Origin of the sequence: Nocardia sp. NPDC127606, from assembly GCF_042671725.1 — a bacterium.
Taxonomy (GTDB): Bacteria; Actinomycetota; Actinomycetes; order Mycobacteriales; family Mycobacteriaceae; genus Nocardia.
On the sequence record NZ_JBHXWQ010000001.1, the window covers coordinates 2,083,372 to 2,101,686 of the forward strand.

The 18,315-nt window shown below is 69.0% G+C and carries 21 protein-coding genes; 6 read left to right on the top strand and 15 right to left on the bottom strand.

Features of this window, described 5'->3' with window-relative positions:
* Positions 1-13 precede the first annotated feature (13 nt).
* Both ACFVJ5_RS09655 and ACFVJ5_RS09660 read right to left on the bottom strand, forming a co-directional pair.
* A complete protein-coding gene (locus ACFVJ5_RS09655) occupies positions 14-598 on the bottom strand; it encodes an NAD-dependent epimerase/dehydratase family protein (RefSeq protein WP_379219463.1) in 585 nt (194 codons plus the stop codon).
* 26 nt (positions 599-624) lie between these two features.
* Positions 625-915, bottom strand: coding sequence for a hypothetical protein (locus ACFVJ5_RS09660; RefSeq protein WP_211300305.1), 291 nt, complete (start codon positions 913-915; stop codon positions 625-627).
* A gap of 280 nt (positions 916-1,195) precedes the next feature.
* Here ACFVJ5_RS09660 and ACFVJ5_RS09665 point away from each other — a divergent pair, with 280 nt between their 5' ends.
* The gene (locus tag ACFVJ5_RS09665) at positions 1,196-1,342 is read left to right on the top strand and encodes a hypothetical protein (protein ID WP_379219465.1); all 147 of its coding nucleotides are present in this window, start codon (positions 1,196-1,198) and stop codon (positions 1,340-1,342) included.
* A 72-nt stretch (positions 1,343-1,414) separates the two neighbouring features.
* On the opposite strand, the gene ACFVJ5_RS09670 is transcribed toward ACFVJ5_RS09665, so the two are convergent.
* Positions 1,415-2,059 carry a response regulator gene (locus ACFVJ5_RS09670; protein ID WP_379219466.1) on the bottom strand — a complete coding sequence of 215 codons (645 nt, stop codon included), beginning with the start codon at positions 2,057-2,059 and terminating at the stop codon, positions 1,415-1,417.
* Entirely contained in the window at positions 2,056-3,204 is a 1,149-nt protein-coding gene (locus ACFVJ5_RS09675) for a sensor histidine kinase (protein ID WP_379219467.1), read from the bottom strand. The genes ACFVJ5_RS09670 and ACFVJ5_RS09675 overlap by 4 nt, the downstream gene beginning before the upstream one ends.
* A 108-nt stretch (positions 3,205-3,312) precedes the next feature.
* On the opposite strand from ACFVJ5_RS09675, the gene ACFVJ5_RS09680 reads away from it, so the two are divergent.
* Complete coding sequence (locus ACFVJ5_RS09680) at positions 3,313-3,861, top strand: hypothetical protein (RefSeq protein WP_379219469.1); 549 nt, start codon at positions 3,313-3,315, stop codon at positions 3,859-3,861.
* A 48-nt stretch (positions 3,862-3,909) separates the two neighbouring features.
* Here the strand turns inward: ACFVJ5_RS09680 and ACFVJ5_RS09685 are convergent, their stop codons facing one another.
* Genes ACFVJ5_RS09685 through ACFVJ5_RS09720 form a run of 8 tightly spaced genes read right to left on the bottom strand, consistent with a single transcriptional unit; the run spans position 3,910 to position 11,484 of the window.
* Positions 3,910-4,854, bottom strand: a complete 945-nt coding sequence (locus ACFVJ5_RS09685) for an ABC transporter substrate-binding protein (RefSeq protein WP_379219470.1) — start codon at positions 4,852-4,854, stop codon at positions 3,910-3,912.
* On the bottom strand, positions 4,851-5,570 hold the full coding sequence (locus tag ACFVJ5_RS09690) for a class II aldolase/adducin family protein (RefSeq protein ID WP_379219471.1): 720 nt from the start codon (positions 5,568-5,570) through the stop codon (positions 4,851-4,853). The genes ACFVJ5_RS09685 and ACFVJ5_RS09690 overlap by 4 nt, the downstream gene beginning before the upstream one ends.
* A gap of 13 nt (positions 5,571-5,583) precedes the next feature.
* A complete protein-coding gene (locus ACFVJ5_RS09695; RefSeq protein WP_379219472.1) occupies positions 5,584-6,753 on the bottom strand; it encodes an LLM class flavin-dependent oxidoreductase in 1,170 nt (389 codons plus the stop codon).
* On the bottom strand, positions 6,750-7,850 hold the full coding sequence (locus ACFVJ5_RS09700) for an LLM class flavin-dependent oxidoreductase (protein ID WP_379219473.1): 1,101 nt from the start codon (positions 7,848-7,850) through the stop codon (positions 6,750-6,752). Before ACFVJ5_RS09700 ends, ACFVJ5_RS09695 begins: the two co-directional genes overlap by 4 nt.
* Entirely contained in the window at positions 7,847-8,872 is a 1,026-nt protein-coding gene (locus tag ACFVJ5_RS09705; protein ID WP_379219475.1) for an ABC transporter substrate-binding protein, read from the bottom strand. The genes ACFVJ5_RS09700 and ACFVJ5_RS09705 overlap by 4 nt, the downstream gene beginning before the upstream one ends.
* Positions 8,869-9,633, bottom strand: coding sequence for an ABC transporter ATP-binding protein (locus ACFVJ5_RS09710; RefSeq protein ID WP_379219476.1), 765 nt, complete (start codon positions 9,631-9,633; stop codon positions 8,869-8,871). The genes ACFVJ5_RS09705 and ACFVJ5_RS09710 overlap by 4 nt, the downstream gene beginning before the upstream one ends.
* Positions 9,630-10,445: an ABC transporter permease gene (locus ACFVJ5_RS09715; RefSeq protein WP_379219477.1), complete on the bottom strand. Its 816-nt coding sequence runs from the start codon at positions 10,443-10,445 to the stop codon at positions 9,630-9,632. The genes ACFVJ5_RS09710 and ACFVJ5_RS09715 overlap by 4 nt, the downstream gene beginning before the upstream one ends.
* Before the next feature lies 1 nt (position 10,446).
* Entirely contained in the window at positions 10,447-11,484 is a 1,038-nt protein-coding gene (locus ACFVJ5_RS09720; protein ID WP_379219478.1) for an NrtA/SsuA/CpmA family ABC transporter substrate-binding protein, read from the bottom strand.
* Between the two features lie 179 nt (positions 11,485-11,663).
* Here ACFVJ5_RS09720 and ACFVJ5_RS09725 point away from each other — a divergent pair, with 179 nt between their 5' ends.
* Together ACFVJ5_RS09725 and ACFVJ5_RS09730 are read left to right on the top strand one after the other, a co-directional pair.
* Positions 11,664-12,443: an IclR family transcriptional regulator gene (locus ACFVJ5_RS09725; RefSeq protein WP_379219479.1), complete on the top strand. Its 780-nt coding sequence runs from the start codon at positions 11,664-11,666 to the stop codon at positions 12,441-12,443.
* Between the two features lie 112 nt (positions 12,444-12,555).
* A complete protein-coding gene (locus ACFVJ5_RS09730; RefSeq protein ID WP_379219480.1) occupies positions 12,556-13,983 on the top strand; it encodes an MDR family MFS transporter in 1,428 nt (475 codons plus the stop codon).
* Here the strand turns inward: ACFVJ5_RS09730 and ACFVJ5_RS09735 are convergent.
* Entirely contained in the window at positions 13,970-14,947 is a 978-nt protein-coding gene (locus ACFVJ5_RS09735; protein WP_379219481.1) for an alpha/beta hydrolase family protein, read from the bottom strand. The genes ACFVJ5_RS09730 and ACFVJ5_RS09735 overlap by 14 nt on opposite strands.
* 63 nt (positions 14,948-15,010) lie before the next feature.
* Here ACFVJ5_RS09735 and ACFVJ5_RS09740 point away from each other — a divergent pair, with 63 nt between their 5' ends.
* Positions 15,011-15,547, top strand: coding sequence for a helix-turn-helix domain-containing protein (locus ACFVJ5_RS09740; RefSeq protein WP_379219482.1), 537 nt, complete (start codon positions 15,011-15,013; stop codon positions 15,545-15,547).
* Between the two features lie 42 nt (positions 15,548-15,589).
* On the opposite strand, the gene ACFVJ5_RS09745 is transcribed toward ACFVJ5_RS09740, so the two are convergent.
* Positions 15,590-16,330 (bottom strand): hypothetical protein, encoded by a 741-nt coding sequence (locus tag ACFVJ5_RS09745; RefSeq protein ID WP_379219483.1) that lies wholly within the window; start codon positions 16,328-16,330, stop codon positions 15,590-15,592.
* Here ACFVJ5_RS09745 and ACFVJ5_RS09750 point away from each other — a divergent pair.
* On the top strand, positions 16,314-17,120 hold the full coding sequence (locus ACFVJ5_RS09750) for a class I SAM-dependent methyltransferase (protein WP_379219485.1): 807 nt from the start codon (positions 16,314-16,316) through the stop codon (positions 17,118-17,120). The genes ACFVJ5_RS09745 and ACFVJ5_RS09750 overlap by 17 nt on opposite strands.
* A 96-nt stretch (positions 17,121-17,216) precedes the next feature.
* Here ACFVJ5_RS09750 and ACFVJ5_RS09755 read toward each other — a convergent pair whose 3' ends face one another.
* Positions 17,217-18,221 carry a hypothetical protein gene (locus tag ACFVJ5_RS09755; protein WP_379219486.1) on the bottom strand — a complete coding sequence of 335 codons (1,005 nt, stop codon included), beginning with the start codon at positions 18,219-18,221 and terminating at the stop codon, positions 17,217-17,219.
* Positions 18,222-18,315: the final 94 nt, after the last annotated feature.

Here is an 18,315-nt window from a genome sequence, read left to right on the forward strand (position 1 = left end):
CGGCGCGGGGCCTCTACTCCGGATCGACCACGACCACGATGCCGGTCGGCGCTTCGAGCAGCTCGAGCGTGCGCGCGGCGGCGGTGTCGACATGGATGCGCGGGTGCGCAGGCGGGGTGGACTCGTAGTACGTTCCGGGACCGTAGAACTGGCCGTAACGCAGGACGACGCCACCCGCGGCGAGGACGGCGGATTCGTGGGTCGCGATCGCGTCACCACAGCCCGCCGGTGGCGTCCAGGCGATGCTCTGGGCGAGAAAGCGTTTCGCCCCGGCGGTCTCTGCGGCCGCGAGCAGATTGGCGGTGCCCTCGGTGCGGATACGTGAGTTCGCCTCGCCGGAGCCTGCCAGTCGCGCCGGCTCGTCGGGGAGGTCGGTGAGCTGATGCATGACCAGGTCAGGGGCGAAGTCGAGCACCGTGGTGGTGAGGCCGTCGGCGTCGTAGACGTCGTGGACCACCGCGGTGGCTCCGCTCGCACGGACCGCCGCCGCTTTACTCGGGGAACGGGTCAGGCCGGCCACTTCGTGACCGGCGCCGACCAGCAGTGGCAGCAACCGTGATCCGATGACGCCCGTGGCGCCCGCGAGAAAGATACGCACAACCCCGACAGTAGCGGGGCCGTCGATCAGGCCCCGATGACCGCGTTCATGATCGTGCCGGCGCTGGTGGCGACCGCGCCGCCCGCCATGGCGCTGGCGATCATCTTCGGTGATTGCAGGCCGCCGCCGTTCCACTTCTCCCAGGCGAAACGGCCGCCACCGTAGGTGATGGCGGTGACGCCGGACAACAGGATCATCCAGGTGAAATACCGGCCCAGCTGCATCACCTTGTCGGCCATCGGCGGCGCTTCCGGCGTGGGATTGCCCACCTGGGCGACAACGACGTTATAGGTGTCATGCACTGCGGCCAGGATCATGCTCACGATCGGTGCTCCTTCGTCGGTTGTTCGTGGTGAAGCCGATGTCGAGAACTCGTGACGCGGTAGAACCCAGATATGTTGAACATTCAACCTCATGGGCGGTTCGGTGACGTGGGCGACACTCCGCGTAAACCATGACCGCAGTCACAGCCGCGGATCCGTGCCCGCGTCGCGCCGTGCCCCTAGTATCGAACGTGCGGGGCTCGTTCAGATTCGGCGCGACGAGGCGCTGACCACCACCTTCATCGCACGACTACCGTACCGCGAGGAGGGCACCATGGCTTTCCTGATTCCCTTGTTCGTCGCGTTTCTTCTGGTGACCGCAGCAGTGGTAGTGGCTTCTTACGCCACCGTTTCCCTGACCTATTGGTTTGAATCACGCCGGATCCGTCCGGAACAGTCCGACCCGCAACCTGCACGCTGAGCCCTGTCCCGACCCGATGTCCCGGTATCCGACGCGGTACCGGGACATCGTCGGTTTCGCTCCCGATCGCGATCAGGGCAGATCGAGACCGGACTGCGACGCGATCACGGCCGCCTGCACGCGCGACTGCACTCCGAGCTTGCTCAGTACCCGGGAGACGTGCGTTTTCACCGTGGCCTCGCCGATGCGCAGGCGTGTACCGATCTGGATATTGGACAGACCGGCGCCGAGACCGGCGAGCACCTGCCGTTCGCGGTCGGTGAGCGCGGACAGGTCGGCCGGAGGCGGGGCGTCCGCCACGCGGGGCAGCGCGGCGATCACCGCGCGCGTCACCTTCGGGTCGAGGACCGCGTCTCCTTCGGCCACCGCCAGCACGGCGCTGACCAGGTCGTCGCCGCCGACGGACTTGAGCAGGAACCCGCTCGCACCGGCCGAGAGCGCGCCGAGGACGTATTCATCGATGGCGAAGGTGGTGAGTACCAGCACTTTCGCGCTGGTCTGCGCGACGACGGCGGCGGTCGCCTCCAGCCCGTCGACGCGCGGCATCCGCACGTCCATCAGCACCACATCGGGGCTCAGAGCCCTGGCTTGGCGGACCGCGGCGGCGCCGTCGGCCGCTTCACCGATCACCCGCACCTCACCGGACACTTCCAGCAGCATCCGCAGACCCGCGCGGATGGTGGCGTGGTCGTCGGCCACCAGCACTGTGACTGTCACTTGTCTCCCAGGGGAATTCGCGCGCACACCCGCCAGGTGCCGTCCTGCGCGCCTGCGGTGATGGTGCCCTCGACTGATTCCGCGCGAAACATCATGTTGCGCAATCCGTTTCCCTGTCCTTCCGGGGTGCCGGGTGGGATCGGATTCATCGCGGTCACCACCAATCGTCGCGCATCGCGGCGCAATTCGATATCGAGGGGCGCGCCGGGGGCGTGTTTGGTCGCGTTGGCGAGGGTCTCGCTCAGTATCCGGGTGAGGACGGCCTCGACCGCGGTAGGTAGTTCGAGGTCGGCGGGTCGGCGTAACGTCACCGAGCCGCCCGCCGCCTCGGCCGCGTCGATCAGGCCGTCGAGGGAGGCCAGTCGCGTGGTCACCGCGGTGTCGTCGGGCGCGGTGAGCAGTTCGATGGTCGTGCGCATCTCCTCGACGGCGGCCAGACTGCTGGAGCGGATCGTCGACAGCACCGCGGTGTTGTCGGGGTCCTTGAGGGCGACTTCGGCGAGGATCGCGACGGCGGAGACGTGGCCCGCCACCGCGTCGTGCAGGTCACGGGCCAATCGCCGGCGCTCCTCGCCGATCGCCGCGGACCGTTCGGCGTCGCGGGCGGCGAGTTCGGCGCGGGCCGCGGCCCGTTCGGCCTCGACCGTGCGGCGCGAGGCCCGCACCGCGCGGGCGTAACCGAGCGGCGACCACGTGAGCGCGACGCCGATCAAACCGGTGTAGAAGGCCGCCCTGACGCCGAACACGGTCAGCGCCAGCAGCGACCCGCCCACGGTCACCGTCAGCGAGAACCAGCCGACCACCGCGCCCAGCCGGTCCGATCCGGTGCTGACGGCCAGGAAGATCACGTCGGTCAGCGCGATCCACAGCGGCAGCGACGGACCCAACACGAAGTCACCGGCCAGCAGCGCGACCATCAGGCCGAAGGCGAGCGCGGGCCTGCGCTGCGCGGTGAGCTGGATCGCGAACGCCGCGCACAGCAGCGCCAATTTCGCCGGTGGTGGATACAGGTCGTGGTCGACCACGACCGCCCAGCCACCCGCCGCCCACAACAGCAAGCCCACCAGGAACACCCCGACGGCGGCCGCGGTCGAGCTGTCGAACACGTCCGCGAGCCGGCTCAGGAGCGTGCGGGACGTGGGCATGCCCCATTTCAGCACATCGCCGGCGCGGGCCGGGTCCCCCGAAAGACGGACCGGCGACGGCCCACAAGCGGGACGACGATGGACCGAGGTGCCCGGCACAGTGGGGGAATGAACGAACTGAGCAACCCTGTACTGCTGACGATCGCCGCGTGCGAGGTCGGTTTCTGGGTGCTGGTGGTCGGCGGATTGCTGTTGCGCTACGTGATCCGTGTGCCGCGTGCGAGCACCGTGACGCTGGCTCTGGTGCCGGTGCTGGATGTGGTGCTGGTGGTCGCGGTGGCGATCGACCTCCACCGTGGTGGCGAGGTGACCTTCGCCCATCGTGTCGCCGGGATCTATCTCGGCTGCACGGTGATGTTCGGTGGCCGGATGATCCGATGGGCCGACGAGCGATTCGCCCACCGCTTCGCCGGTGGGCCGGTCCCGGTGAAGGTCCCGAAGTACGGGCCGGAACGCACCCGCAAGGAATGGGCCGATTTCTCCCGCTGGCTCGGCGCCGCGGCCATCGCCGGCGCTCTCACCCTCGCGTTGAGCTACACCGTCGCCGATACCGCCCAACGCGAGCAGTTGATGGGGGTGTTCGGCAGCCTCGGTGTGATCACCGTGATCTGGCTGCTCACCGGGCCGGTATGGGTCACGGGGTCGCGGCGCGACTGAACTCGATGCTCGGGGTGATCGGTTCGATCACCCCCGAGCATTCCGGGCTCAGACGGTGGCAGCGGACTGTTCGCTGATCACCGCACCGATCCACGGCAGCACGGCGGACCGCACGTCGATCGTGCGCGGGAGCAGCCCGTTGGCCGCGAGGAGGTCGGCGGCGCGTTGCTGTTCGTCGAGGAAGTCCTCGCTCACCGGGTGCACGCCGAACGGACGGCCCCGCAGTGCCGCTTCCCAGGCATCCAGGTCGGCGGGGATGCCGCGTGCCTGTGCGTCGTCGACGAAGTACTGGGCCGCCTCGCGGGGGTTCGCGGCGATCCAGGCGTCGGACTCCTGCAGCGCGGCCAGCACCGCTTCCACCGCGGCGCGGTTGCCTTCGGCCAGGTCGCGACGGGTGAACCACAGCGACGGGTGGCTGAACACCGAGGCGGTGTCGACCAGCGTGGTGAGCTCGGTGGCCGCCTCCACGTCCTGAAGACCGGGGTAGGTGCCGACCCAGGCGTCGAGTTCACCGGCCAGCAGCGCGGCGCCGCCGCCGCGCACGTCGACGTCGACCGGTTCGACGTCGGCCCAGGTGAGACCGGCCTGGTCGAGGGCGAACAGCAACAGGGTGGTCTGCCATGAGCCGTGCGCGATGCCGACCCGCTTGCCCTTCAGATCCGCGGCGGAGGTGATGCCGCTCGCCGCGGTCGCGACCAGCCTGCCGTTCTCCACGCGCGGGCCCGAGATGCCGAGATAGACGATGTCGCGCTGGTTGGCGAGCGCGGTGATCGGCGGGGTGAACCCGGTGCCGATGATGTCGTAGCCGCCCTCGGTGAACAACCAGTCCGAATGTTCGCTCGGCAGCGCGGTTGCGGGATCGACGCGCGCGGGCTGCGGCAGAGCGCGCAGGTCGACCCATTCGACCTCGGGCAGCGACCGTTCCAGGATCCCGCGGTGGCGCAGGACGAACAGCGAATTGTTGTGCGGGAAGTAGCCGACCCGGATGCTCATCGCGCGTCTCCGATCAGGCCGAGACGACGGGCCTCGTCGGCCAGACCGCTGCGTTGCCATTGCACGGCAAGATTCGACGGATCGAATTCGACGGAGCCGCCCAGGGTTTCGGCGATTGCCTGATACTGCGCGCCCTCCTCGAGCAGTACGACGAACTTCGCCAGCTCCAGCAGACCGGCGCGACCGATCACATTGGCGCCACCGTTGGCCTCGAAGATCGCGACCAGGTGCGGGTCGACCTCCAGGCGGCCGAGGATGAACTCGCCCGCGCCGATCGTGCGGTCGATGTGTGGCGGGATCTCGCGCGAGAGGGTGAGTCGCTGCGAGGCGGCGTAGCGGATCGGCAGCGTGCGGTGGGTCTGAGCCCAGCCGCCGAGCCACGGGGTGTGGATGTGGACGACGGAGGTGATCTCGGGGTGCGCGCGGAACACCTTGGCGTAACCGGTGACGAATCCGGCGGATCCCTTGCCGGACAGCACTTCTCCGTCGAAGGTGGCGACGACGGGCTCGACGGTCCGGTCTTCGGCCCACGGGCCCGGCGCGTTGAGAGCGACGGCGATCTCCTCGCCCGGCACCCGCTCGACGAAGTTGACGGTGCCGTTGCCGGTGACGGTTCCGGTCTCCCGGAACACCCGGAACGCGGTGTCCGCGTCGCGGGTGACCGCATCGACGAAGGCGGTGACGGCCTCCGGCAGACGGGTTTCGGTGGTGGTCAATGTGGCTCCTGCGTTATCGGGCCGTCGCGAGGACGGTGTCGGTGGACGGGGTGGTGAGCCGGGAACGGCCCAGCAGTGGCAGTACTTCCTCGCCGACCCGGTAGGCCTCTTCCAGGTGCGGATTGCCCGCGAGGATGAAGGCGTCGACGCCGAGGTCGATCAGTTCGTCGAGCCGATGGGCCACCTGCTCGTAGCTGCCGACCAGCCCGAACGCCGGGCCGCCGCGGATCAGGCTGAATCCGCACCAGACATTGGGCTGGACTTCCAGATCGCGGTAGCCGGTGATGGTTTCGGGCACCCAGCCCTTGATCCGAGCCGCCCCGACGGAGTCGCCCTGGGCGGCACGGTTGGCGGCGTCGCGGTCGACGAAGGCCCAGCCCTTCTCGATCTCGGCCCAGGCCGCTTCCTCGGTGTGGCGGGCGACGATGTCGATGCGGACCGCGAACTTGGGTGTGCGGCCGGTGGTTTCGGCGTTGCGGCGCACACCGTCGAACTTGGCGCGCAGGTCGGCGTAGGGCTCGAGCCAGGACAGGTAGTAGTCGGCGTGGCGGCCCGCCGCGGCGACGGCGGCACCCGAGGAGCCGGAAAAGTACACCTCGGGGAAGGGCTGTCCGGCCAGACCCGGCGGTAGGGCGGCGCCCTCGGTGCCGAAGAAGCGGCCGTCGTGGTCGAACGGTTCGCCGTCCCATACCCCGCGCAGCACGTCGAGGAATTCGCTCGTTCGCGCGTAGCGGTCGTCATGGGAAACCTTGTCGCCCCACCATAATTGGGCCGGTCCGCCGCCACCGCTGATGATGTTGTAGACCAGTCGCCCGCCGGTGGCGCGCTGCAGACTCGCCGACATCCTGGCCGCCTGCACAGGATGGAGGAAGCCGGGCTGGAAGGCCACCATGAAGCGGTAGGTGGTGGTCTCGGCGGCGAGCGCGGCGGCCACGGCCCACGGGTCGTCGGTCACCGGGAACGAGGGCAGCAGCCCGCCGAGGAAGCCCGCCGATTCCGAAGCCTTGGCGACCGCGGCGACATGGTCGAGATAGCTGTACTGATCGAGTGCCCCGTCGCGGATGGCCGGTGCGATATTTCCGGGCCCGTAGCCGCCCGCGTTGCCCCGGTTGTAGCGGCGCGGGGTGCGCAGGGAGGCGTGGTCGCCTTCCATGCCGATGCGCCAGTAGACGTCGATGGTCATGCGGTGAGCTCCTGCGCGGTGGGGAGGGTGCGGCCTGCCGGGTCGGCGAGGAACAGCAGGTGTTCGCCCGCGCGGTGGATTTCCTCGATGTTGGGGTGGCCCGACAGCACGAAGGTCTGCACGCCGGCTGCCTCGTAGGCCGCGAGTTGTTGTGCCACTTGCTCGTAACTGCCGACCAAGCCGATCCGCTGGTTGTAGCCGAATGCGTCGAAGCCCGCCCAGCGTCCATCACCCAGCACGTGTTCGGCGGCAGTATCGGGGCGGTCGAGCTCGGCCCACTGGCGGTGAACCCTGGCCCAGGCTTCGTCCTCGGTCTCCCTGGCGATGATCGGCAGCTCGAGACCGACCCGTACCCGGCGCTCTTCCGCAGCGGCCCGCTCCCCCAGTTCGGTGACGGTGGAGGCGATTCCGTCGGTCTGCTCGACGAACAGGTGGACGTCGCCGTGCGCGGCCGACAAGGCCAGCGCGGCGGGTGACGTGCCGCTCAGGTGGACGGTCGGGAACGGCAGACCGGACAGGATGCCGCGGAATCCCCCGTCGATGACGTCGTAGTACCGGCCCGCGTAGTCGAACCCGGTGCCCGCGAATCCCGCTGCGCCGATCTCGTTCTCGTTCCAGACCCCGCGCGCGACGGTGAGGAATTCCGCGGCGCGGTCGTAGCGCTCGTCGCCGGTGACGCGGTCGCCGCGCGAGCGGGCCTCGGCGTCGTCGGTGTCGACGGCCAGCCGCCAGTTCAGTCGGCCTGCCGAGTGCCGCTGCAGGGTCGCCGACACCTTGGCCGCGTACACCGGGGTGCCGAAGGCGGGCTGGAATTCGACGGTGACCTGGGTGTAGCGGGTGGCGCGCAAGGCCGCGGCCGCCACGATCCAGGATTCTTCGCCGAGCGGGTCGTAGGGCGCGAGTACGCCGTCGAAGCCGTTCAGCTCGGTGGCATCGACGATCTGGGCGAGATCGTCGAACGGACCGAACCGGCCGGGCCGGACATCGGTGGCCTCGGTAGGTGCCGTCGGCGGGCCGAAGCCACCGCGACCACGCAGTTCGGGATTCGCACGGCGGCCGTCGCCGCGGCTGGGCAGCCGCCAGAAGAACTCGGTCATGCGGGCACCCGCTCGGCGGCGACGAGCTCCTGTGCGCGAGCCAACGGCTCAGCAGCGACCCAGGATTCGAGATCGAAGTCCGCGGCCAGGAAACCGTGGGTGTAGAGGAACTGCTTCTGCACACCGAGCAACTCGACGCGTTCGGCGGTGAGCGAGGGATGCAGTCCGCGATGGAATTCGTCGCCGTAGGCAGCGGCGACTCCCTCTGGGCCGGACAGTGTTTCGCGCTGCAGCACCGCGCGGACGCCGTCGAGATCGCCGGCGGCCCAGTCGGCGGCGCGCAGGCTCTGCGCGAGGAAGCCGACGACGACCTCGGGCCGGGACTCGAGCAGGTCGGCGTGCACGGTGATCGGACGCGGTGTTCCGTTGTTGACCCGCAGGTGCTTGGTGGCCGAGGCGTCGAGGTCGACCGCGACGCGCAGCCCGTTCTCCTTCGCCACTTCCTGGGCGCGGGCGCCCTTGACGTAGATGGCGTCGACCTTGCCGTCGAGGAGCTCCTCCACACCCCACGTCGTCGAGCGCCGTGCGCTCTGGATCGCTGTGCGGACCTGCGGATCCCGCTCGACATCGAGTTCGACGACCCGGACATCGGCCAGGGTCAGCCCGGCGGGGCGCAACGCGTTGGCGAAGCCGTGCAGGGCCATCGCGCGCGGGAAGCTGCGTGCCTGGTCCTGGGCCCACGCGGGGACCCCGACGCGCAGACCGGCCAGGCCCGCCGCGTCGGTGACCGGCGAATCGGGGCCGACCAGGATCGCCTGGGACTCGTCGATCCAGGTGAGCCCGATCAGGCGGGTGGGCGAACCCTGCGCGCGAGCGGCCAGGGCGGGTACATTGCCGCCCTCCCGGATCAGGCCGGACAGGTCGTGAGAGAAGTGGTGGCCGGCGAGCTCGGGGCCCGCGTCCTGGAGAACGCCGAACTCGAGGCCCGCGCTCGCGGCGGTCTCGCCGAGCCAGCCGAGGCTGTGCGCGAGACCGCTCGCGGTCGGCACGGGGCAGCGGGTGTACCACAGGGTTTCGGTCATGACAGGCTCCTGGTGTGTGGTCCGACGCCGAGCTGGGCGAGGAATTGCGTGCGGTAACCGAGAGTTTCGGGTGCCGCGTGATCACGCGGGTGGGGTAGGTCGATGACCTCGTCGACGGCGAAACGGCCGTGGTCGAGGATGATCACCCGATCAGCGAGGCGGATCGCCTCGTCGACGTCGTGGGTGACCATGAGCACGGCGGGCCGGTGGCGGGCGACGAGATCGCCGACCAGGTCCTGCATCTGGAGCCGGGTGAGGGCGTCCAGTGCCGCGAACGGTTCGTCGAGCAGCAGCAGTTCCGGTTCGCGCACCAGCGCCCTGGCCAGTGCGGCGCGCTGGGCTTCGCCACCGGACAGCGTGGCAGGCCACTGGCCCGCTTTGCCGTCGAGGTGGACTTCGTTCAGTGCGCGCAGACCGGCTTCGCGTTGCGCCTTGCCGCGCCGCAGGCCGACGATGACGTTGGCCAGCACCCGCTTCGACGGGATCAGCCGGGGCTCCTGATAGACCGTCGTGCGTCGGGAAGGCACCAAAACCTCACCGGCATCGGGGGTTTCGAGCCCGGTGAGCAGTCGCAACAGGGTGGTCTTGCCGGTGCCGCTCGGGCCGAGCAGCACCACGAACTCGCCGCGGCGGATGGTCAGGTCGACTCCGTCGAGAACTGTCTTCTCGCCGAACGCCTTACGCAGACCGGTGATCGATACCGCGACCGGGGCCGGTGCTTCGGACTCGACCTGGACCGGCGCGGCTGTTGTCGTCGTCATCGAATCGCCACCTGCTTCCGCCAAGGCATCGCGTAGCGTTCCGCGAGCCGCACGAGTGCGTCGAACACCAGACCGAGCAGCGCGTAGAGCACGACGCACAGCACCATGTAGTCGGTGCGGTTGTATTCCTGAGCGAGAGTCACCAGGTAGCCCACGCCCTGCTGGGTGCCGACCTGCTCGGCGGCGATGAGCGCGGTGATGCTGATCGACAGGCACACTCGCAGCGCCATCAGAATCCCGGGCAGCGCGGCGGGCACGATCACCTCGGCCACCAGCCGGGTGCCGGTGAGCCCGAAACTGCGTGCCGCCTCGACCATCTTGCGGTCGACATTGCGTACGCCGAGATAGGTGTAGGCGTACATCGGTGCGGTCGTCGCCACCGCGATGAGCAGGATCTTGTACAGCTCGTCGATGCCGAACCAGGCGATGAACAGCGGAACCAGCGCCAGGAACGGCACCGCCCGCACGATCTGCATGGTCGAATCGACCAGTTCCTCTCCGAGGCTGGACAGGCCCGACAGCAGGCCCAGCACCAGCCCGACCCCGACGCCGATCGCCACCCCGGCGGCCGCGCGCCCGAACGAGGCGAGCGCGAACTCCACCAGCTGGCCACTGTCGAACAGTTCGACGAACGCCGACCAGACCGCGCCGGGGCCGGCGATCACCCGCGGCGAGATCGCGCCGCTCGCCGACCCGACCCACCAGACCAGCACGATCGCGGCGGGCAGGACGGCGCGCAGACCGAGTGACAACCATCGCGGCCGCTGCCGGGCGACGCGTGCCCGAGGCGGGGCCAAGGCGAGGGTGCTCACCTCACTTGCCCTTCAGTGCGGCGAGCTGGTCCGGGGTGAGCTTGGATTTCAGGTCGTAGAAGATGTCGCCGGCGGTGATCCGGCGGGAGATGACGCCGTTGTCGGCGAAGGTGTTCACCACATCGGCCAGGTCGGTGGCATCGGATTCGGCGGGCAGGCGGGGCACGGTGACCTCGCCGCCGACCCGGACGGCGTCGGCGAGCCGGTCACCGGTGAGCGCACGCGGGCCGGTCTTCTCGAAGACGTTCTCGAAGTCGGCGGGCGCGGCCTTCTGCTTCGCGGTGAGTCCCTGCAGTACTTCCAGGTACTTCGCGGCGATATCGGGGCGCTTGTCGAGGACCTCGGTGCGGAACACCACCACGGTGTTGTCCTTGGAGCCGACGGACTTCTCGGTGGCGATCTCCTTGGCGCCGGCGGCCTTGGCCTCCTGATAGGGCACCAGGAATGACGCCCAGGCGTCGACCTTGCCGGTCGCGAAGGCCGACGCGGCGTCCTTCTGCTGCAGGGGCACCCGGGTCACCTTGTCGGCCGGAATGCCTGCCTGGGCCAGCGCTTTGAGCGTGATGTACTCGCCCTTGCCCGCGGGATTCACCGCGATCCGCTTGCCGACCAGGCCTGCCACGGTGGTCACGCCCGACTCCGGGGTCACCACGATGCCGCTCTGATCCTGACCCGCCGGGTCGGCCACGGCGACGATCTTCACGCCGACGTCCTTGGACAGCGCGCCGACGACGGGGCTGAACGCGGCGCCGGAGACATCGAGTTCGCTCGTGTTGAACAGCTTCAGCATGGAGCTGAAACCCGGTGTGGTGCTGACCCATTCGATCTTGGCGCCCAGCGGGGCGAGTGCGGCGTCGAAGGTGCCGTCGCGCTTGCCGACCGCGAGCGGGCCGCTGTTGCCCGGGTCGGTGACCTTGAGAACGAACGAGGCCTGCGCCCCCTGTTCCGGCGTGGAGTCGGAGCCACACGCCGCGACGAGGGCTACGACGGGGACGATCGCGAGGGCGATCCGCGAGAAGGCCGGCAGCCTGCGGGACATCGGGGCTCCTGTTCGGGGCTGGGGGTTGATGCCTTCGCAGCGTAGGAGCGGGTGGGGTCCCGAACGAGGTATGCCTTTCCACGGATCGGAAAGCTTGACAGCGGCGGACTTGTCGTTCTATGGCACACGACGCGGTTTCGCGGGCATGAATTTTCCACATAACGGAAAATCGGGAGGTCATGGGCTCGAACACCTGTGTTACCGTCGGCTCTGTGGAGACCTCCAGCGTGCAGACCGTGACCAGGGCCCTCTCGGTACTCGACTGCTTCCGTGGTGGCGAGGAGCGTGGGGTCTCGGAAGTCGCCCGCGCCCAGGGCCTGGCGGTCAGCACCACCCATCGTCTGCTCGGCGCGCTCGTGCAGGCCGGGTTCCTGGAGAAGGACGCCGAGTCCAGTCGCTACCGGATGGGCGGGGCGCTGGCCGAATACGGTCAGATCGCCTATCGCCAACACCGGATCTACCTCGCCGAGCCCTACCTCGAACAACTGGCCGCCACCACCGGAGCGACCGGTTCGGTCGCCACCCGCCACGGCATCCACGCTGTGCTGCTCGGGACGAGCCGGTGGCGCGAGAGCGACGGGCACAAGCTCCAGGGTGTGCGACTTCCGTTGCACGCCAGCGCACTCGGCAAAGCACTGCTGGCCTGGTCGGAGGCCGACGACGACGAATTGCGTTCGCTGCCTTACGAAGAGGGCACCGAGCGTTCGGTGTCGAGCCCGGAGGAACTGCGCGCGGAACTGATCACCACGCGCGAGCGCGGCTATGCGTTCAACGATCGCGAACTCGACCCAGGATTCCGGACCATCGGCCTGCCGATCCTCGATCCGCAGGGTCGCTGCCGCTTCGCCCTCGGCATGCGCGGACCCGCGACGCTGATGATCGACGAGAGGGTGCCGTTCTTCGTCGAACTGGCCAAGGTCACCGCGGCCGATATCGCCGCGCGATTCGCCGCCGACTGAAGACTTCGACCGGCACCGATCGCGTCACACCCTCGGAAAATGCCGCGCGGAAACGGTCGCGCCCCCGCTAGCGTGAACCCGAGTGGTTAGTCGATGCAACGAAAGGACCTCGGTGGCTACCGATACCGCGAGCCCGGCTGTCGGTCTGCGTTCCGAACGAGGTCCGATCCTCGCCTCGCTCATGCTCTCCACCGGGCTGGTGGCGCTCGACTCGACCATCATCGCGACCGCGGTCCTGACCATCACCGACACTCTCGGCGGGTTCGCGATGTTCCCGTGGTTGTTCTCCATCTACCTTCTCGCCCAGGCTGTCACGGTGCCGATCTACGGCAAGCTCGCCGACACGGTCGGGCGCAAGCCGGTGATCCTGTTCGGGATCGCGGCGTTCGCGGTGGGGTCACTGCTGTGCGGGCTGGCCACGAGCATGGTGGCGCTCATCGCCTTCCGGGCGATCCAGGGCATCGGCGCGGGCGCGATCCAGCCGATGACGATGGTGATCGCCGGTGATCTGTACACCCTGGCCGAACGGGCCAAGGTCCAGGGGTATCTGGCCGGGGTGTGGGCGAGTTCGGCCGTGCTCGGCCCGCTGCTGGGCGGTTTGTTCGCCGACCATCTGAGCTGGCGGTGGATCTTCCTGATCAACCTTCCGCTGTGCGCGGTCGCGGCCTGGATGTTGGTGCGCCACTTCACCGAATCGGCGGTGCGCCACTCCCAGCGCATCGACTATCTCGGCGCGATCCTGCTCACCGTCGGTGCGGGCGCCTTGATCCTGGCCCTGCTCGAGGGTGGTCAGGCCTGGGAGTGGACCTCGCCGGTCTCGCTCACCCTGTTCGTGGGGAGCATGGCGGTGCTGGCGCTGTTCGTGGTCGTCGAGTTGCGGACGGCGAATCCGATTCTGCCGCTGTGGATATTCACCCGGCGCGTGGTGATCGCGAGCAGCACGGTGTCCCTGCTGGTCGGCGCCGTCATCCTCGGATTGACCTCCTACGTGCCGACTTTCGCCCAGGGCGTGCTCGGGACCACAGCCCTGGTGGCCGGGCTCACCGTGGGTGGGCTCACGCTCGGCTGGCCGCTGGCCGCGACCCTGTCCGGAAGGCTGTACCTGCGCTGGGGATTCCGCATCAGCGGCGTCGTGGGCAGCACGATCGCCGCGCTCGGCTGCGCGACCACGCTGCTCGTCGGCCCGCAGTCGAGCCCCTGGCAGATCGCGGCCTCCTGCTTCCTGATCGGCTGCGGTATGGGTCTGGTCGCCTCCCCCACCCTCATCGCCGCCCAGGCCAGCGCCGAATGGCACGAACGCGGTGTGGTCACCTCCGCCAACATGTTCGCCCGCTCCCTCGGCAGCGCACTGGGCGTCGCGGTGTTCGGCGCCATCGTCAACGCCGGCATCCACAACCCCGACCGCCCCGCACCCGGCGAACTCGCCCACGGCATCCACCTGGTCTTCCTCGCGATGCTCGCCATGGCTGTCGTCATGCTGGTCGCCGCCGCGACCATGCCGGGCCGCGGCCACGGCGCAGTGGCGGTCAGCGTGCCGTGATCCACTGCGCGATGTCGGCCACGACCGCACCGTCGACGTGCTGCGCCCGCGCGTAATCCGCGGGCATCGAGGGTGAGTCGCCGGGAAAGAACAGGTGGTCGTCGGCGGGGTAGGTGCGAATGTCGACATCGGCTCGGCCGGCGAGGCCCGCTCGCCACTGCGCGAGATCGTCCTCGACGGTGACCTGATAGTCGCGCTCGCCCTGCAGGATCAGCATCGGGATGTCGAGGGTGGCCGCGACCGCGACCGGGTCGTACGCGCGCAGGTCCAGCCAATAGGCGGCGGACTGGCCGAACGGGAGATCCTCGGCCGGCGTCTCGAGTGACAGCTCGGGACTGTCCACCCGTTTCGCCTGCTCGATCACCGTCTCGAGAGGTGGCAGTGCGGTGATCGCGAGCGGATCCACCTCGGCGAGGTGGCGCAGAACGCGCACCACAGCCCACCACATCGGCGAAGTGTCACCCGCCAAGGTGATGATCCCGGCGACCTCGGGGGCGGCATCGGCCACGCGCGGAGCCATCCTCCCGCCCATGCTGTGGCCGACCACATGGATTCGCCTCGCGTCGACACCCTCTGTCGCCCTGAGGATTTCGATGGCCGCGAGGGCATGGGGCAGGTACTCGTCGCGGACGGTGAACCCCGAGGTGGCAGCGACCGCGCCGGCGTGGGTGAGGGTGACCTTGTCGAAGCGCAGGACCGCGATACCACGAGAAGCCAGTCCCCACGCGATATCTCGGTAGATCCGGTTCGGGCCGACGGTTCCGTCCCGGTCGAACGCGCCGCCACCGGCCAGGATGACAACCGCCGGGTGCGGTCCAGGGGCCGGCGGCACGCTCAGGACACCCGCGACGGCGAGCTCATCGGCGCCGACGGTGACCTCTCGATCAGCGAAGGCCGCCGGATTCACATAGTCCGGGATCTGCCACGACTCGATACCCGCTTGCGCCGTTTCGTTGCCACCCATGGGTGCCCTCCCTTTCATCGTTCTCATCTTTGCGAAAGGTAGCACATATGAGAACATCGACGCATGGACTCGTTGGAGCTACTGACACACCCGGTGCGCTTGCGCATCGTGCACGCGATGTCGGGCGGTCGGACGCACACGACCGCGCAGCTGTGCGCTCTGGTGCCCGAGTCCTCGAAGGCGACGGTGTACCGCCACGTCGATCTGCTGGCGTCCGGTGGCGTGCTCGAAGTCGTCGAAGAGCGACGCGTCCGCGGGGCGGTCGAACGGCGCTACCGACTACGCCGCGAGCGCGCGAGCATCGACGGCGCCACCGTGACACCGGCGGACCATCGCCGGATCTTCGTCGCCGCGATGTCCACCCTGCTCGCCGAATTCGACGCCTACATCACCGACGAGCGCGCTGACCCGGTGGACGATCTCGTCGGCTACCGCCAGCACTCGCTGTGGCTCGACCCCGACGAACTCGACCGACTGATCACCGGCATGCGCGCCGCGATCACCCCCCACCTCGCCAACCCGGCCACACCGGATCGTACGGAATACCTACTCAGCCCGATCCTGTTTCCGCTCGACCGTCGAGGCGATGCCACGGAGTGACACGCGCGCGCTGAACGCAACGGACATTCGAAGCCACCCACCTCAACCGAGGAGGTCGAGCTGTTGGGCGGTCACGTCGGAGGCGTCCCTCCTGACGAACTCGTGGCGCCTGCTCCTGAGCGTGACGAGGTGGCCGTCGAGATCGGCATCGACGCCGGGTTCGATCCCGAGATCCTCCCGGATCGCTCGACGCAGCAGGCGAACACCGAAGCCCAGCGAGTCGTCCACGAAGTGATAGAGAGCCGCCACTGCCACGGCGTCGTTCTCGTCGAGCTCGAGCGATGCGCGATGGCCGACGTCGAGGCACCGATTCACCTCGGACGCGAAATCGAGCGCTCGGTCCGACACCACCATCTGCGCACGGGAATAGCTGTCGCGCAGCGCCTCCCGCGCTGCCTCGAACTTGGCGAGATCAGGAGTGCGCCCGCCGCACTTCTCGTCGAGATAGTGCCGGATGGCCGCTCGGCAGGAATGCGCCGTGGTGTTGAGGCCCGCGTAGACCGTCCGCTTCTCGTCGGTGGCCTCTTTTCGGGTGAGTTCCCGCAGTTCCTCCGCCCGATTGTCGCGCTGCACCTTCGCATCGATTCGCTTGCTCCGAATCGCGAAAGCCTGGGTCACGATGCCGCCCCCGAGCGTGCCGACAACCGTGATCGAGGCAACCGCCACATTGGTCCAATCCATGGTGGCCATTCTCTCTGCACCCCAATAAAATTCACCACCCGCGCGACCATTCCGCAGCGCCACGGCGGTAGGTAGCTTCCTAACCATGGTGGGAATCGGCAATTCCGAGGACAGGACCGCGGACGAAGTCCAGCGCCGGAAGCGACGAGCGGGCTCGTTCGGCGCGCAGGCAGCCGTCTACGCCGAGCATCGGCCGGACTATCCGGAGGCGGGGATTCGGTGGGCGCTGGAGGCGGTCGCGGAAAGGGCGGGGGTTGTTGTGCTGGATTTGGGGGCGGGCACGGGCAAGCTCACCGGCGGTTTGCTCGCCGCGGGGGCCGAGGTGATCGCGGTGGAACCCGATCCGGGGATGAGGGCTGAACTCGTTCGGCTCTATCCCGGGGTGACGGCGCTTTCCGGTGCGGCAGAGGCGATTCCGCTAGCCGACGGGTCGGTGGACGCGGTGCTCGCCGGGCAGGCGTTCCACTGGTTCGATCAAGCGCGGGCCTTTCCCGAAATCGCGCGGGTGCTGCGTACGGAGGGGGTGTTCGCCGCGCTCTGGAACAACGACGACAACAAGGTCGACTGGGTTGCAGGGCTGCGGGATGTCTCTCGCTCGTCGGCCTCGTTTCCGCCGTCGTCGTCCGATGACGCGCTGCCCGCGCATCCGCTGTTCGCCCCGTTCGAGTACACCGAGTTCGCACACAGCCAGCGGCGGAACGCCGAATCGCTGACCGCGTCCATCGGCACCAATTCACACACCGTGATCATCTCCGCGCAAGAACGAGCCGAAGTGCTCGGCCGGATCCTCGACTACCTGCGTGCGAGGCCGGAGACCGCCGAGGGCGAGTTCGATTTTCCCCTGCGCACCGAGGTGATCCGCACGGTCCGGCGCGCGAATACACCCCGGTGAGCGCCGATCACCGACACCAATGAGCCCCGCCCCGGACCGCGGGCTGCACCGGGCCGACGTTCACCGCCGCTGAGTTCGGATCGGCGGCCGCACCCGCTATGCCGAGCGTTCCTCCGATCTGCGCACCACCTCGACGACCTCGTCGGCGGCGAATTCGACGACTCGACGGACGCGCGAGTTGGCGACCGGCGCCAAGTCCACGACGATCGGTGCGCCCGCGGCCGGTTGGGTGATCGCGGTGATGCGGTCCTGCAGGAAGCCGCCGTCGGGGACCGGGACGCGGATGATGTCGCCGACCGTGAGGGCTTCGGCGCGGATTCGGCCACCGGTGGCGGTGGGATCGTGTGTGCCGCAACGGGTGTGGCCGACCGTTGCGCCGAGACCGCGTTCGGCGATGGTCCACCAGACGGGTGAGCCGGGATCTTCCGGGCCGATTCGGGTGTGCCAGGACAGGATTCGGTCGCGTTCGGCCTCGGCGTCGGCGCGGGTCTCGTGCAGGGACAGCTGGCGCCGGACCGGGGCGTTGCGGGGCCGGGTGGTACCCGCGGCGCCGTCGACGACCAGGATCCAGCGGGCGCCGACGGCTTCGTCACGGCGGGCGGTGACCCGTTTGGCCAGGGCCAGGCCCGGGGTGGCGCCGAGTCGGTCGGCGGCTTCCTCGATGCTCTCGACCAACCCCAGCGCACGCAGCAGCTCGGCGACCGACAGCTCCGAGGTGGCCAGCTCCTGGGCGAGTGCGGGCATGGGGGTGCGTCGGCGCCAGCCGATGCGGGCGCAGTGCTCGTGGCGGGTGAACCACAGGCCGCTGCGGGAGCGGCGGTGATGGTCGATCACCACCGCCCACCAGTCCCATTCCGGTTCGGCGACAAGGCGTGTGCGGATCCAGCGTTCCCGTTCGGCGGTCGGTACCCGTTCCTCCGGCGGCACGAAGTTGCGCAGCGCGGTGCGCACCGCCGATTCGGTGCGCCCGACCGTGATCGCCGTGCGGGCCAGATCGGCGCCCGCGCGCAGATCGTCGGCCAGTATCCGGTATTCCGATTCCCGCCAGGTGGTTCCGTGCTGGCGTGGCGGCCGCAGATCGCCGCGGTTCTCGTCACTCATCTCGTGTGCCCCCGTTCTCGCACCGCCCGGTCACACTCGCGTCCGGGCTGGTTGTGTGACACTTCGACGATACCGAGGGGGTATGACAGAAAAC